The 12,760-nt window shown below is 69.3% G+C and carries 17 protein-coding genes and 1 pseudogene; 12 read left to right on the forward strand and 6 right to left on the reverse strand.

Annotated elements, in window-relative coordinates:
- Positions 1-119: 119 nt before the first annotated feature.
- The 3 genes from IE318_RS23190 to IE318_RS23200 are packed head-to-tail and all read left to right on the forward strand — an operon-like array spanning position 120 to position 1,454.
- Entirely contained in the window at positions 120-401 is a 282-nt protein-coding gene (locus IE318_RS23190; RefSeq protein ID WP_051844453.1) for a transposase, read from the forward strand.
- The gene (locus tag IE318_RS23195) at positions 398-1,177 is read left to right on the forward strand and encodes an IS3 family transposase (protein WP_189903323.1); all 780 of its coding nucleotides are present in this window, start codon (positions 398-400) and stop codon (positions 1,175-1,177) included. Before IE318_RS23190 ends, IE318_RS23195 begins: the two co-directional genes overlap by 4 nt.
- 43 nt (positions 1,178-1,220) lie before the next feature.
- A complete protein-coding gene (locus IE318_RS23200) occupies positions 1,221-1,454 on the forward strand; it encodes a hypothetical protein (RefSeq protein ID WP_159007045.1) in 234 nt (77 codons plus the stop codon).
- 42 nt (positions 1,455-1,496) lie between these two features.
- Here the strand turns inward: IE318_RS23200 and IE318_RS23205 are convergent, their stop codons facing one another.
- The 4 genes from IE318_RS23205 to IE318_RS23220 form a co-directional block, all read right to left on the reverse strand.
- Complete coding sequence (locus tag IE318_RS23205; RefSeq protein WP_030176073.1) at positions 1,497-1,868, reverse strand: helix-turn-helix domain-containing protein; 372 nt, start codon at positions 1,866-1,868, stop codon at positions 1,497-1,499.
- A 164-nt stretch (positions 1,869-2,032) separates the two neighbouring features.
- On the reverse strand, positions 2,033-3,124 hold the full coding sequence (locus IE318_RS23210) for a BN159_2729 family protein (protein ID WP_189903324.1): 1,092 nt from the start codon (positions 3,122-3,124) through the stop codon (positions 2,033-2,035).
- Positions 3,121-3,717 (reverse strand): RNA polymerase sigma factor, encoded by a 597-nt coding sequence (locus IE318_RS23215; RefSeq protein ID WP_030176068.1) that lies wholly within the window; start codon positions 3,715-3,717, stop codon positions 3,121-3,123. The genes IE318_RS23210 and IE318_RS23215 overlap by 4 nt, the downstream gene beginning before the upstream one ends.
- Positions 3,718-3,921: 204 nt before the next feature.
- Positions 3,922-4,161: a helix-turn-helix domain-containing protein gene (locus IE318_RS23220; protein WP_159007043.1), complete on the reverse strand. Its 240-nt coding sequence runs from the start codon at positions 4,159-4,161 to the stop codon at positions 3,922-3,924.
- A gap of 235 nt (positions 4,162-4,396) precedes the next feature.
- Here IE318_RS23220 and IE318_RS23225 point away from each other — a divergent pair, with 235 nt between their 5' ends.
- The 5 genes from IE318_RS23225 (at position 4,397) to IE318_RS23245 (ending at position 9,228) form a co-directional block, all read left to right on the forward strand.
- Positions 4,397-4,906 (forward strand): transcriptional regulator, encoded by a 510-nt coding sequence (locus IE318_RS23225; RefSeq protein ID WP_189903326.1) that lies wholly within the window; start codon positions 4,397-4,399, stop codon positions 4,904-4,906.
- A 426-nt stretch (positions 4,907-5,332) separates the two neighbouring features.
- Positions 5,333-5,572 carry a hypothetical protein gene (locus IE318_RS23230; protein WP_189903328.1) on the forward strand — a complete coding sequence of 80 codons (240 nt, stop codon included), beginning with the start codon at positions 5,333-5,335 and terminating at the stop codon, positions 5,570-5,572.
- Between the two features lie 550 nt (positions 5,573-6,122).
- Positions 6,123-6,335 (forward strand): hypothetical protein, encoded by a 213-nt coding sequence (locus IE318_RS23235; protein WP_030176057.1) that lies wholly within the window; start codon positions 6,123-6,125, stop codon positions 6,333-6,335.
- 164 nt (positions 6,336-6,499) lie between these two features.
- The gene (locus tag IE318_RS23240) at positions 6,500-8,494 is read left to right on the forward strand and encodes a zinc metalloprotease (RefSeq protein WP_229903703.1); all 1,995 of its coding nucleotides are present in this window, start codon (positions 6,500-6,502) and stop codon (positions 8,492-8,494) included.
- A gap of 38 nt (positions 8,495-8,532) precedes the next feature.
- On the forward strand, positions 8,533-9,228 hold the full coding sequence (locus IE318_RS23245; RefSeq protein ID WP_189903330.1) for a hypothetical protein: 696 nt from the start codon (positions 8,533-8,535) through the stop codon (positions 9,226-9,228).
- A gap of 141 nt (positions 9,229-9,369) precedes the next feature.
- Here IE318_RS23245 and IE318_RS23250 read toward each other — a convergent pair whose 3' ends face one another.
- A complete protein-coding gene (locus IE318_RS23250) occupies positions 9,370-9,612 on the reverse strand; it encodes a hypothetical protein (protein WP_189903332.1) in 243 nt (80 codons plus the stop codon).
- A 142-nt stretch (positions 9,613-9,754) separates the two neighbouring features.
- The gene (locus IE318_RS23255; RefSeq protein WP_189903334.1) at positions 9,755-10,447 is read right to left on the reverse strand and encodes a DUF899 domain-containing protein; all 693 of its coding nucleotides are present in this window, start codon (positions 10,445-10,447) and stop codon (positions 9,755-9,757) included.
- Between the two features lie 185 nt (positions 10,448-10,632).
- On the opposite strand from IE318_RS23255, the gene IE318_RS23260 reads away from it, so the two are divergent.
- The 4 genes and pseudogenes from IE318_RS23260 to IE318_RS45145 all read left to right on the forward strand — a co-directional run.
- Complete coding sequence (locus tag IE318_RS23260; protein WP_051844451.1) at positions 10,633-11,238, forward strand: TetR/AcrR family transcriptional regulator; 606 nt, start codon at positions 10,633-10,635, stop codon at positions 11,236-11,238.
- Complete coding sequence (locus tag IE318_RS23265; RefSeq protein WP_030176048.1) at positions 11,235-11,600, forward strand: DoxX family protein; 366 nt, start codon at positions 11,235-11,237, stop codon at positions 11,598-11,600. The genes IE318_RS23260 and IE318_RS23265 overlap by 4 nt, the downstream gene beginning before the upstream one ends.
- A 103-nt stretch (positions 11,601-11,703) precedes the next feature.
- Positions 11,704-12,255: a DinB family protein gene (locus IE318_RS23270; protein ID WP_189903336.1), complete on the forward strand. Its 552-nt coding sequence runs from the start codon at positions 11,704-11,706 to the stop codon at positions 12,253-12,255.
- Between the two features lie 245 nt (positions 12,256-12,500).
- Positions 12,501-12,760: pseudogene (locus IE318_RS45145) on the forward strand (RNA-guided endonuclease TnpB family protein); the annotation flags it as partial.

The following is a 12,760-nucleotide window of genomic DNA, read 5'->3' on the forward strand; positions in this document are numbered from 1 at the left end:
ATCTCTGGACGATCCGTCCGGAGACTCTGAACGGCGGGGCCGGCGCAGCGACTTCCGCCCGTTTCCCGTGACGGGCGTGGACGGACGCGACAGCGCGTGTTCCGTCCGTCCTTTCGGCAGTGTTCGTGAACGAGTGGGATCCGGTGAGCAGTTCGTATCCGGCGGCACTGCGTGTGCGTGCTGAGCAATTGGTCGGTGACGGGCATTCGGTCCAGGAGGTGGCACGGGAGCTGGGTGTTTCCGTGCAGACCGTGTACCGGTGGCGGCGCGTTCGCGTGTCCGCATCGGAGCTGGCGCGCGCCCGCGCTCGTATCGGTGAGTTGGAGGGGGAGATCGATTTGCTACGGGAGGCGATCGCCGTGATGAAGCAGGTGGTGCCCCCAAAAGGCGGTACGAGGTGATTGCCCGTGTGGTGGCGCGGGGCTTTCCGGTGCGCAGGGCCGCAGCGCTGCTGGATGTGTCGGAGTCCGGGTATTACGCCTGGCGGGCACGCACTCCCTCCCCGCGGGAACTGCGCCGGGCCTGGCTGACCGAGGTGATCGTCGACATCCACCGGGAATCCGGGGGCGCGTTCGGGTACCGCCGGATCGGGCAGCAACTTCTGTGCCGTTACGGCGTCAGCGTCAGCCACGCGACCGTGGAGTCGCTGATGAAACGAGCCGGGATCTGCGGGAGGACAGGACGGCTGCACGCACCGGACCGGCAGTCGGGAGCCCGTACTCCGGGAGACCGCTGGATCGTCGACGTACAGGCCTTCACCACACGCCGGCGTCCTCTGTACTCGGCGGTGGTCCTGGACGCCGCGTCGCGCAGCCTGATGGGCTGGAGCACCGCGGAGTCGGCGGACCGGCTCCTCGTCCACCGCGCTGTCATGGCGGCGATCACCCGGGCCGCAGGCACCGTGGGAGCCGACGGGGGTGACGGGGCCGACGGAGGTGACGAGGCGGGCCGCAATGCCCAACGCAGCCCCATGGTCTGCTCCTTCACCGAACGTGCCCGTGCGCTGGGATGCGCGCCCGCGCACGGAGCAGCGGGCAACTGGTACGACCATGCCGTCGTCAACGCCTTCTGGGACAGCGTTCACCGCGAACTTGACGGGCCGTCACCCTGGCCCGACGCACGAGCCCTCGAGGACCGGCTCAGCAAGACCTTCGACCACTTCGCCCGGCCCGCGTGAGTCGTCGGCCGGTGCAGCTCCACCCACTTCAAAGGGGGATCAATTGGATACGACGTCATCTCTGCCCATCGATGGAGCCGGCCTCCACAGCGGGCAGCACTCCTCCACCACCCAGGCCCATCGGGTGCAGCTCTATGGTGTGTTGGACTCGGTGTGCCGGCCGCTGGACGCCGCTGATGTGCAGGCCGTCTTCCGGCTGGCCGAACTCGACGGTGTCACCGTGCAGGCGGTCATCGACTGGATCAACGCGGCACGGATGCTTCCGCGTCCCCTGTGACGTGCCTGAAGGCACCCGCCCGCCAGGAACGCTCGCGCGCCGCTATCGGGTCTGATCGGCGCGCAGCAGCGATTCGACGAGGACGGCCACGTGCCGACGGTCGGTCGGGCTGAGTTTGTGGACGCTGGCGATGAGAATGGCCACTTCGGGGTCGGCGGCCTCAGGCGCGTCGTGGAGGTAGAAGTTGACGCCGGCGGCCTCGGCGGCGGCCCGCTGCACAGGCGGGAGGGGGATGCCCAGGCCCTTTGCCAGACCTTCCAGTGTGGTCTGCTGGGGCATCTGCGCCAGTCGCGCGGAGGTGGCCAGGTGGTGGACCGTTGAACGGGAGATGCCGCCGCGACGCGCCACATCGCTGTAGGACCAGCCGTTCTGGTCCAGCTTGTGTTTGATCATTTCCTGCAGTGTGTTGGGCACGCCGGTTCTTCCTGTGCAGAAGCAGTCACCGCCTGTCGTTGAGTCTAACGGCGCTGCCGCCGGGACGTTCTGCACCTTTTTCCCGTCCGGGACCGTGCGCTACCCTGCCGTCCGGCTGTGCCCTGTGTGGGGGCGTGGGGGGTTTCTCGTGGTGTGGCCGGTGTTCAGTGGCCGTCCGCCGTGTCCCGGTCCGGGGATGCGGGGCTCGGGATGAGAGGTCCGTTGGCGGTGAGGATGGACGTCAGGGGGTAGGGCGGGCTGCCGGTGCCGTGGAGGGTGAGCAAGGGTGTGTCGTCCTCCTGGCGTTGGCCGTGGTAGTGCCATGTCTGGCCGTGACGGTCGGTGTGGGGGAGCGCGAGGTCGTAGACGCGGCCTGCGAGACAGTAGGGCTCGGTGGCTTTCTGGGCCGCTTCGTCCAGCAGGCGGGGCACGGCGTCCGCGGTGAGGTGGATCTCCACGCCGTCCAGGTGCCCGGTGGCGGTCTGGGCCCCTTCGGCGCGGTGGGTGGGTGCGTTCACCGGTGCGCCGATCGCGGTCAGCCAGTATTCCCAGTCGGCCAGTGACAGGGCCTGGATGTGGACGCTGACGCGTTCGTGATCCGCGGTGATCCGGGTGACGTCGAGGCGGCCGGCGTGTTCGGTCCGCAGCCTGGCTGCCGTTCGGGCGGCCGCCGACGGCTCCCGCTCCTCGCTGCCTGCCTGCTGCCCCGGATTCTCCTGGCCTGCGTGCTTCTCCCGCTCCTCGTGGCCTGCCTGCTGCCCCTGATCCTCATGGCTTGCCTGCTGCCCGTCGTCGTTGTGGCCATCGCGGGCCATGGTGCTGTCGTGAGTGCCGTGCGATTCCTCTGTCCGGGTGCCGTACGCGGTGGTCGGGGCGTTGTCCGGGGCGTTGTCCCGGTCGGGCATGTGCGGGCTGTTGTGGGGGGCGTAGAGGAGGTGCAGCGGGTGGGACGCGTCCAGGGTGCTGGGTGGGATCTGGCTGGTGGGGGGCGTGGTGATCGCCTCCCACAGGGCGGTGGGTGCCTGCGGTACCAGGCGCGCCGCGGCTTCGGTGGCCTCCGCGCCACCGGGGTGGGTCCGTGGCAGGGCCTGCTGCCTGTCGTGCTGCTCCCGCAGATGCCTGAGGGCTTCGGCGCCGCCGATCTCGACCAGGCGGCCCTGTGCGTTCAGATCGGCGATGAAGGCGCGGGCGAGTTCACCGAGCCGTGCCATCAGTTCCTGCTCGACGTCCATGTTCTTGCCGAAGGTGGGGCTCATGCGGCGGCTCCCGCGTAGGCCTTGCGCAGGGAGCCGAGGGCGCGCCATTGCAGAGTCTTGACGGCGGCGTCGGTGGTGCCCAGGGTGCGGGCGGTCTCGCTGACGGACATCCCGCCCAGGAACCGCAGCCGGATGACGGCCTGTTGGCGGGGTGTGATCTCGGACAGGGCGTTGTGCAGGTCGTCGAGGGCGAGCGAGGACAGGACGGTGTCCTCGGGGTTGCTCACCAGCGGCGCCCAGGCGTCCGTCAGGAGGGTGCTGTGGTCGACGAAGGTGAGGTGGCGTGCCGCGGCGGTCTTGAAGTGGTCGGCGACCACGTTGCGCGCGATCGTGCACAGCCAGGCACGGATCGACTTACCGGTCCAGGTGAAAGTGGCGATCTTGGCCCATGCCTTCATGAAGACGTCCGCGGTGAGGTCTTCGGCCAGGGCGGAGTTGGATCTGACGCGTTGGCCGATGAGCGTCGCGATCAGTCCGTAGTGCCTGCGGTACAGCTCGGCGAACGCCTCGCGATCGCCTTGCTGGGCCCGGATGATGAGTGCTTCTTCCCCCGTGGTGCCGCCGTCCGGGGCGGGGTGAACCTGAGTGGTCAAGGGTGCTCCTGATCGTGGATATATGGGATTTTTCGGGCGGGCCGAGCGGTGCGACGCCCCGTGTGCGGGCCGCCGGTGGCCGAGGGCGACCCGGAGCCGGTTGCCGTCATGGCTGGGTCGCCGGTACGGCTGGGTCGGCGCGGCCGGTTCGCATCCGGATGCGGGCCGGCCGGGTTCCTGATGTCGCGGGCGGTGCCCGTCCGGTCAGGGCGCGTGGTGTTGTTGTGAAAGGCTGCTGCGCTGAAGGGTCTGTATGTCGTCGTAGACGAGCGCGTCGAGCCGGACGCGGTATGCGTCTCGCAGCGTCCACAGTGTGGCCAGGCTGGGCTGTTTCGTTCCGGCCGCCAGCCGGTGGAGCGTCGATCTGCTGATCCCGGTGCGCTGCGCCATGTCGGCGACACTTTGGTCACCGAGCTCCCCGGCCTTTGCCAGGAGCGTGGCCATGTGGAGGCGGAGCATGGTCAAAAGACCCCCTCAGCAACGTGCAGCCGTGTGGCTAACCCACACGCGTGCAACATATGCAAGTTGCCGGGCATAAGTGACGCAAGGGTATTTTGATTCGCACACAGATACGAGATTCGCGATGTGGCCTGCACAAATGCCGATCTAGGTTGTGACCTGCAAAGGTGCACGCGTGCAACTGGCGTGTGCCATCATGCCTTCGCGCTACTCTCCGGGCATGCGGAGTGTGGAAGATTCCCCCCACGAAAGCCGGACCGACCGGCAGGCCCAGGCGCGGCGGGTCGGCGCCTATCTCACCGGCGCGGCGACAGCGGCCGGATATGACGTTCGCCGGCGACAGGGCGGCCGGGCGCAACTGGCGGTCGCGACCGGCCTGAGCCTGACCACCGTCAGCCGGACACTGGACGGCAAAACCCTGCCGTTGCCCTCGCAATTGACGACCTGGGCAACGGTCCTCAACCTCGATCACCGCAGGATTCTGGTGGAGAGCGGCCTCATTCCCGAACAGCGCGGGCCTCAAGCGCCGCGACGGGAGATCAAGGAGACCGCTTCGCGGACACTTTCTCCGGAGGAGGCCATGACCGCATGGGGCATCACCGATCCCATCATCCGCAGGACATTGAACGGGAGCATCGTTCACGCGATCGAACTCCAGGAGGAGATCGACGCGGCCGAGGACCCAGGGCCTCTTCCGACGAGCAAGCACACCTGGCGGGGACGCGGATGACCCCGCTTCTCGCTCAGGCGGTCCTTTCACGGATCTTCGGATACCGGCCGGTCGTTCCCGGCGCCAAGTCGCCGTCCCGGTAAGGGACGTCATCGCCCGGCTGACCTGGCACGGCCGGCTGTCTGGGCCGTACGGTCCGTGTCATACGGGCCGTACGGCCGGCGGCCGCCAGGCATCCGTGTCCCCACCGGCCTGCGTATTCGAGCATATGCACACCCGCCGGGTGCGCCCACCCGGCCGTGGCTCTCCCGCTAAGCTCGGCGGAATCTTCTCGAAATCCGGTGGCTGCAACGCGGTTCACGGTCGCGGGAAGAGCCGCAAGAGCCGGAAGAGCCAGAGAATCCTCCTGCCGTGCCAGGATCCGGTGCCTTGGAAAGGCCATGCTGGCGAGAGGGGTAGCAGGTGCTTGTCGTCCAAGGGGCCCCCGTGACCGCTGCCGTGCGCAGCAGCACCGGCGAGGCGGTGGTTCTGCTTTCCTCGGACGCGCTCCGGCGGGTGCCGGAGGCGACGTTGGCCGACATGTTCAAGGCTGCCGCCGCCGTTCTCAGTGCCGCGGAACTTCAGGCCGTTCACAAGGCCGTTCCCGAACTCGGCACAGGTCTGCCCGATTTCCATGTCCGTGTCGAAGGAACCCTGCTGACGGTCTACAGGCTCACCGTCAGCTGAGGATCTGAGTGCGGCTGAAGGAACGGGATCTTTCTCGCTTTTGCGCTGCCTGACGCCGCCGCCGTGCCGCGGCCGGCTGGGAAAGTCGTACAAGAACCGGCGCAAGCGCCGCGAGAACTCAGCCTCCATGCCGCCCTGTTGGGGCGATCGTTGCTGGTGGGGGCAGGGGAATGAACAGCAGTGCGACTCTGAACGAATGTCGGAGTTGGATTGTTTGCGTTTTTCCTTCCCTTTCGGCTACTGTCCGGGGCCTCCGGACAAACTGTTCGGAGACTTTGGACGGCGGACGGTTCTCCCCCCATACCGCCGTTCCCGACTCCGCAGCCGGGTTTCCGCATGACCCGGCTGCGGAGGAAGGGATTTCGGTGCCGTCCGCTTCCTGACGGCGTGATGGTGGCAGATGGATCGCTGCTCACTCACTGTCAGCCGGATTCGCGCCGGCAGGTGCGAAATGAGGCACTGAGTGCGGCTTGGCGGACGCGTTCGCCCCGTAACTCACCGGTGCTCGTTTTGCTCACACACCCATTGAATGGCATGGAAGGAGATTTTCATGAACATGGAACAGCTCGAGGCCGAGACCGCGGAACTGCTGCCGGGGCGTGAGGCGCTGGGCAAGTTCTCGTTCAACTTCGCCAAGTGGTCCACCGTCACGAGGAAGGTCGCGCACGTGGACGCGCACAACGAATCGGCCGCGCTGAACCAGTGCTCGCCGTACGCGGTTGCGCAGTCCGAGGCCGCGCAGTCCATCAGCGTGCAGCAGTAACGGTCAGGGCCGGGCAGGGGCCGGGTTCGCACTAGGACGGACCCGGCCCCGCCCGGCCCATCTGCCGGAGACCCACTGATCCACGCCTGCTTCTCGCCGGCGGCCCGTCCCGCAGGGCATGCGCACATGTGCCGGAACGTCAGATGCGCCCAGAAGGAAAACCGATGACGGCGTTGGAAGACAACAGCAGACTCACCTCGCTGCCTGCCCGTGTCCCACCCCCGGGGTCGTCCCGGGAGCCGGCTGCCGCCACCATGGCGCCGGACCCGCCCGCCGCCACCATGGCGCCGGAGCCGCCCGCCGACGCCGGACGCACGGCCGCCCCGGCGTCCACCGCGACCGCCGCCTGTGCCTCCCCGCACGCCGCGCCCGTGCCCAGGCTGAGCCAGGGGCTGCAGTTGCTCGGCGAATACCAGGGATCGGGTTTCACCGAGCGTCGATACATCGTCCGCCGAGGTGACGGGCAGGTCATCCAGCTCTCCCGGCTGCTGTACCTGGTCGTCGCCGGAGTCGACGGGGTCCGCGACGCCGAGGCCATCTCCCACCGCGTCAGCGGCCGCTACGGGGCCGAGGTCAGCACCGAGAACATCGTCCACCTGGTGGAGCACAAACTCACCCCGCTCGGGATCACCGTCCCCTTCGACGGTGACGCCCAGGAGGTCTCCGCGCCCCGCTCGGATCTGCTGCTGGCGCTGCGCGGCCACAAAGTGATCTTCCATGAGGCACAGGTGGCCCGGATCGCCACCGCACTGGCATGGCTGCACCATCCCCTGGTGGTGGCACTGGTGCTGGCCGGCGCCATCGCCATGGACGTATGGCTCTTCGCCGTCCACGGAGCCATCACCCCGGTGCTCCAGGTGCTCGAACAGCCGCTGTGGATGCTCATCCTCTTCGCCCTCACCGTGGCGAGCCTGCTCTTCCACGAGTTCGGGCACGCCTCGGCCTGCCGGTACAGCGGGGCAGTGCCCGGGAAGATCGGCTGCGGTATCTTCCTGATCTGGCCGTCCATGTACACCGACGTCACCGATGTGTACCGGATCGGGAGGACCGGTCGTCTGCGCACCGGGCTGGGCGGCGTCTACTTCAACGTCGTCTTCATGCTGGCCCTCACCGCCGGCTACCTCCTCACCGGCCAGCCCTTCTTCCTGGCAGCGATCTACCTCGCGCATTTCGAGGTCCTCGAGCAGCTCTTCCCGGTGGTGCGGCTGGACGGCTACTACATCCTGGGTGACATGGCCGGGGTGCCCGACCTGTACGGCAAGGTCAAGCCGATCCTGCTGAGCATGCTGCCCGGTCGCCGCCAGGCCGCCGCACAGCTGGTCGGCCTCAAACGCTCGGCCAGGACCGTCGTGACGCTGTGGGTCCTGACCATGGTCCCGCTGCTGCTCGCCGAGGCGGCCTACGTGTTGTGGAACCTTCCGCGCCTACTGGCCACCGCGGTTCGCGGCGTGAAAGGCCAGTGCCTGGGAACATATGCGGCCTTCACCGACGGGCACATCGCGGCCGGACTGGTCGCGGTGATCGGCACGCTGATGCTGCTGTGCCCGCTGGCCGGGGGCGCCTACCTGGCAGGAAGGCTGACCGCCCGCCTGTGGCGCGCCGCCGCGCGGGCGAGTGAGGGAAGGCCGGTGGTGCGTGTGGCCCTGGCCGGCGCGGTCGCCGCGGCCTGCGCGGTACTGGTCACGGCCTGGGTGCAGGGTCTGACCCCGCAACCGCTGCCCGAAGCAGCGCCCGTGACCCCCGCCCTGCAACCCGGCAGACCCACGCCGCCGGCCCCGCACCCCTCCCCGGCACATCCCGCCGTCGGCGGCGTGCCCGGGCAGAGCCGGCTCGCGGAAGGCCGTCACCCCGCCGCGACCGGCCGGCCCACCCCGACAACCCCCTCGCCGACCGCCTCCGGGCCGACCCAGGTGCCCGGCACCGGCACACCGTCCCCCGCAGCGGAACGGACCGGGGCTCCCTCCACGACTCAGGCCGGCCCCACTTCCACCACCCCCGCATCCGACCCGTCCCCGAGCCAGAGCCGGAGCGGGTCCGCATCCCCCTCCACCTCTCCCTCCGGAACTCCCTCCGATACCTCCTCGCCTTCGCAGCCTCCCCCCACCTCGCCCCCGCCCCCGCCCTCGGCGACCGGGCCCTCGTTCCCCAGCCAGTCCTGAACCGTGTACCACTACCAACCTCTTCGCAGGAGCAGACCATGCACCACCGCAAGCCCCGCACCCCCGGCGCCGCGCAGTCGGCCGTCCGTGTCGCCGTCACCGTCACCGCCGGTCTGGTCATGACGGCCGTCACCACCTCAGCGCGCGCAAGCACCCCCGGCCGTGTCGGCACCTCCCACGGCGTCGCCATCGCTGTCGATGCCGCGCACAGCCACGCGGACCGGGCTCACGTGAACCAGTTCGACGAGTCCTTCTCGGTCCACACCTACGGCCCCTCCATCGCGGTGACGGCCAACAACCGGGCCACCGCCGTCTCGGCAGGATGCTCCCTCGCGCGGCCGTGCCGTTCCGTCGCGCTCTCCTACCAGATCGTCACCACGGCCGGCCGCAACGCCCGCCTGATCAACGCCACCAACCTCAGCAGGTCCGTCAACGAGCACTGCCCGGCCTGCCAGACCTTCTCCGCCGCCTACCAGTTCGTCGTGGCCACACCCCGGCAATTCAGCCTCAGCCGGCAGGCACGCGACGAACTCGCCGACATCGAGCGCAAGGTGGAGGCACTCAAGGCGTCCCGCTCGCCCATCGTCCAGATCGCACGTCAGGCCGAGGAACTCGCGGCGCACGTCAAAGCCGTCCTCGACCGCGAAGCGGCCCGCGCACCACGCACCAGCGGCACCGACGACCCGTTGGCCGACTTCATCCCGAAGGTCACCATGCACCGCTACGTCCGCTGAGCACCCCGGCAGCCGGCAGGCATCGTGCTCCACGAGAGTCCGGGCGGGCCCGGGGACCTGGCCTGGCGCCCCGTCAGGGTCGGCCGGTGAAGGACCGTCAGGAAGTGGCCGGGGCAGCGGACGGCGCGGTCGCCGCTGAACTCAGGCCGGTGCGGAGCGGGTCGACCGGACGATGAGGGAGCGGAGCTCTTCCACGGCTCGCACGCGCGCTGCGCGCAGTTCGGGTGAGGGGAGTGTGGCCGCGGTGATGGGGACGGGGCGCGGGGTTCGGCCGAAGCGTTGCTCGATGTCGCCGATGAGGGTGGGACTCAGCCCCCACTCGCCGCCGATGACGATCGTCCGCGGGTCCGCCAGGGAGACGAGTGCGCACAGTACGCCGCTCACGGCCCGGGTCAGAGCGGTGCGGATCCGCTGCGCCTGCTCGTCGTGACCCGCGATGATCTCGTGGACCGGAAGTACGTGCTCGCGCGCCGCGCACCGGCGGCAGCACTGAGTGCGCGGCTGACCCGTCGTGGCGCGACGTCCCTCAGTCGCCGGAGCCCGGGCCGTACAGCGCGGCGATGTCCTTGGACGTCGCCCAGCGGCTGTAGGTGGGCGACTGAGGCCAGCCCTCGGGCACGTCCTGCCATTCCTCCTGCCGCCCGTACGGCAGCAGGTCGATCAGCGCGAAGCTGTGACTGAGCTGCTCGGTGCCCCGGCCGTTGGTGTGCCAGGTGCGATAGACGGTGTCGCCGTCGCGCAGGAACACGTTGACCGCGAATCCTCCGTCCGGCGGTGCGCCGACGTCGGTGCCGAAGGAGCTGTGGGCGGTCGAGTACCACGTCATCCGGTTGCCGACCCGGCGCTTGTAGGCGAGTGCCTCCTCGATCGGCCCCTGGGTGACGATCACGAAGCGCGCATCGTAGTTGTCCAGGAAGTCCAGGCGGGTGTACTGCGAGGTGAACCCCGTGCAGCCCGGGCACTGCCATTCCTGGCCGGCGAACCACATGTGGTTGTAGACGATCAGCTGCCTCTTGCCCTCGAAGACGTCCACCAGCCGAACGGGGCCGTCCTCGCCCTCCAGGGTGTAGCCGGGCATCTCGACCATCGGCAGGCGACGGCGCTCGGCGGCGATGGCGTCAAGTTCCCGGGTCGCGGCCTTCTCCCGGGCGCGCAGCGCCTCGAGCCGGCGCTCCCACGTCGCGGCGTCGACGACGGGGGGCAGGGCGTGGCTGGTCATGTTTCCCTCACAGAGCTCGTACGCGGCTGGTGCTTGTACAGAGGCAGACTCCGCCGGGCCCCGAAACTCATCGGCGCCGGCTGCTGACGCGTCCGGAGATGGGCGGCGGCCCCCGATTGACGTGGATCAGTCCGGCCCGCTATCTTCCTGAACATGTTCAGTGAACGCGTTCAGGAGCCGTGGGCATGATCTCGCGCAGAGAGCAGCGGGAAGCCACCCGCGAGCGGGTTCTGGGTGTGGCGGAGCGCCTGTTCGCCGCCCGGGGGTTCGAGTCGACCACCGTCCGGGAGATCGCCGCGGACGCCGGCGTGAGCGTGGGCACCGTGATGGCGGTCGGCGACAAGGCGGCGATCCTGGTCGAACTGTTCGACCGGCGCATCTCCGCCCTGCACCGGGCCCGAGAGGAACGGGGCGAGCCGCGCCCGGCGGCTCCTTCCCCCGGTCATCTCGTCGAGGAGATCGTCGCCCTGTTCGGGCCGTTCGTCGATCTCTTCACCAGCGACCTCGAGCTCGCCCGTCACTACGCGGCGACCCTCGTCACCGGCAAACACCAGGCGGGCGTCTTCGACGAACTCGCCGCGGTGCTGCGGCGCGAGATCGGCGACGTCCTCACCCGTGCCGGATTCGCACCCGAGGCTGCCGCGCGGGGCGCGAGCGCGATCCATCTCGCCTACCTCGGCACGCTCTTCATCGGTGCCGGGACCGGCGGGGCAGATGTGAGCGGGCCGCTCGAGGACTTCGTCCGTGTCGTGGAGTTCATCACCGAGAGTCAAGGAAGTGAGCAGCGATGACCATGATCCCGGGCCCTTGGTGGCCGCAGGCCGTCCTCGCCGGAGTCCTCGCCGTGGACGCCGTGATGTCCATCCGCCCGCCGGCCTTCATCCGTGCCTGCCTGAACGGGGTCGAGTTCCCCGAGGACTGGTGGTGGACGCTGATCGTGATCAAGTTCCTCGCCGCCGCGGGGCTGATCACGGGCATCTACGTGTCCGGCATCGGCGTGGCCGCCAACGCGGGCGTCGTCTGCTACTTCCTCGCAGCGGCCTTCGCGCACATCCGGGCACGCTTCCTCAAGTCCGAGTTCTGGCTCAACTGCCTTGGCCTGCTCACACTCTCGGCGTTCGCCCTCACGGTGTCCTACGCCCCCGGCCTGTGAGCGCCGGCGCGATGTCCCCCTGCGCACGTGGTCGGGTGCTCGTGCCCAGGGCCACACGCACGGCTGGTTCCGGGTGCGGTCACCTGGAGCCCATGATGCGGGCATGAAGATTCCCGACCGACGGATCGAACTGTTCACCGGCACCGGCAGCGAGCACCGGTTCAGCGGCCCGGCGACCGGCGACGAGCGGAGCATGCTCGCGGCTGTGCTGGACGCGCAACGCGCCACCTTGAAGCTGAAGTGCTCCGGGCTGGGACCGGAGTTGGTGCAGCGGTCCGTGGCTCCGTCCTCGCTCTCGCTGCTGGGACTCGTCCGGCACCTCGCCGACGTGGAACGCCGCTGGTTCCGGGCCGTGCTCGCCGGACACGACGTCGAACTGCGGTTCTCCTCGACGGACGTCCCCGAGGGCGACTTCGACGGCGCCGTCCCCGACCCCGAGGTCGTCGCGGCGTCCTGGGCGGCCTGGCACGCCGAAGTCGCCTTCGCGGAGGCGTTCGTCGCCGAGGCTCCGGACCTCGACATCGAGGGCCACGACGCCTGGCGGGGCACGGTCTCCCTGCGCTGGGTCCTCATCCACATGATCGAGGAGTACGCCCGTCACAACGGACACGCCGACCTGCTCCGGGAGCGCATCGACGGAGAGGTCGGGGTGTGAACCGCTCGCCGTGTGACCACCAAGTCGTCTGACCACCAAGTCGTCTGACCACCAGGTCAGGTGACCACCTGGTCCGTCGGCAGGCCCGTCGAGGCCGCGAGCCTGCCCCCGGTGCCGTGTGGAGCACCTCCCGCTGGGACCCGTCGACGTCGGCGGTGAGTTCCTCCTCCAGGGCCCGGGCCTCGCAGGCGCAGGCGGACAGGAGCTCACGGCCCCGGTCGGTGAGGGTGAGGACCTGGCGGCGGCAGACGGCGTTCGCCAACTTCTTCGCCAAGCGGGCCAAGTACCCGCGCTTCAAGTCGCGGAAGAAGTCGCGTGCGTCGGCGGAGTACACTCGCAGCGCCTTCAAGTGGTGCGACGGGAAGCTGACGCTGGCCAAGATGGCGGGGCCGCTGGACATCCGCTGGTCGCGTCCGCTGCCAGAGGGTGCGGAGCCGTCCACGGTGACGGTGTCCCGGGACGCGGCGGGCCGCTGGTTCGTGTCCCTGCTGTGCGAGGACACCAT

This window comes from Streptomyces spiralis, assembly GCF_014654675.1.
Lineage (GTDB): Bacteria > Actinomycetota > Actinomycetes > Streptomycetales > Streptomycetaceae > Streptomyces > Streptomyces spiralis.

Bases quoted from the DNA above. Each gene is read 5' to 3' on its own strand.
- IE318_RS23210 (WP_189903324.1), bottom strand. From the start codon at position 3,124: ATGAGCCCCACCTTCGGCAAGAACATGGACGTCGAGCAGGAACTGATG.
- IE318_RS23220 (WP_159007043.1), bottom strand. From the start codon at position 4,161: ATGGCCACGCTCCTGGCAAAGGCCGGGGAGCTCGGTGACCAAAGTGTC.
- IE318_RS23225 (WP_189903326.1), top strand. From the start codon at position 4,397: ATGCGGAGTGTGGAAGATTCCCCCCACGAAAGCCGGACCGACCGGCAG.
- IE318_RS23235 (WP_030176057.1), top strand. From the start codon at position 6,123: ATGAACATGGAACAGCTCGAGGCCGAGACCGCGGAACTGCTGCCGGGG.
- IE318_RS23240 (WP_229903703.1), top strand. From the start codon at position 6,500: ATGACGGCGTTGGAAGACAACAGCAGACTCACCTCGCTGCCTGCCCGT.
- IE318_RS23245 (WP_189903330.1), top strand. From the start codon at position 8,533: ATGCACCACCGCAAGCCCCGCACCCCCGGCGCCGCGCAGTCGGCCGTC.
- IE318_RS23255 (WP_189903334.1), bottom strand. From the start codon at position 10,447: ATGACCAGCCACGCCCTGCCCCCCGTCGTCGACGCCGCGACGTGGGAG.
- IE318_RS23260 (WP_051844451.1), top strand. From the start codon at position 10,633: ATGATCTCGCGCAGAGAGCAGCGGGAAGCCACCCGCGAGCGGGTTCTG.
- IE318_RS23265 (WP_030176048.1), top strand. From the start codon at position 11,235: ATGACCATGATCCCGGGCCCTTGGTGGCCGCAGGCCGTCCTCGCCGGA.
- IE318_RS23270 (WP_189903336.1), top strand. From the start codon at position 11,704: ATGAAGATTCCCGACCGACGGATCGAACTGTTCACCGGCACCGGCAGC.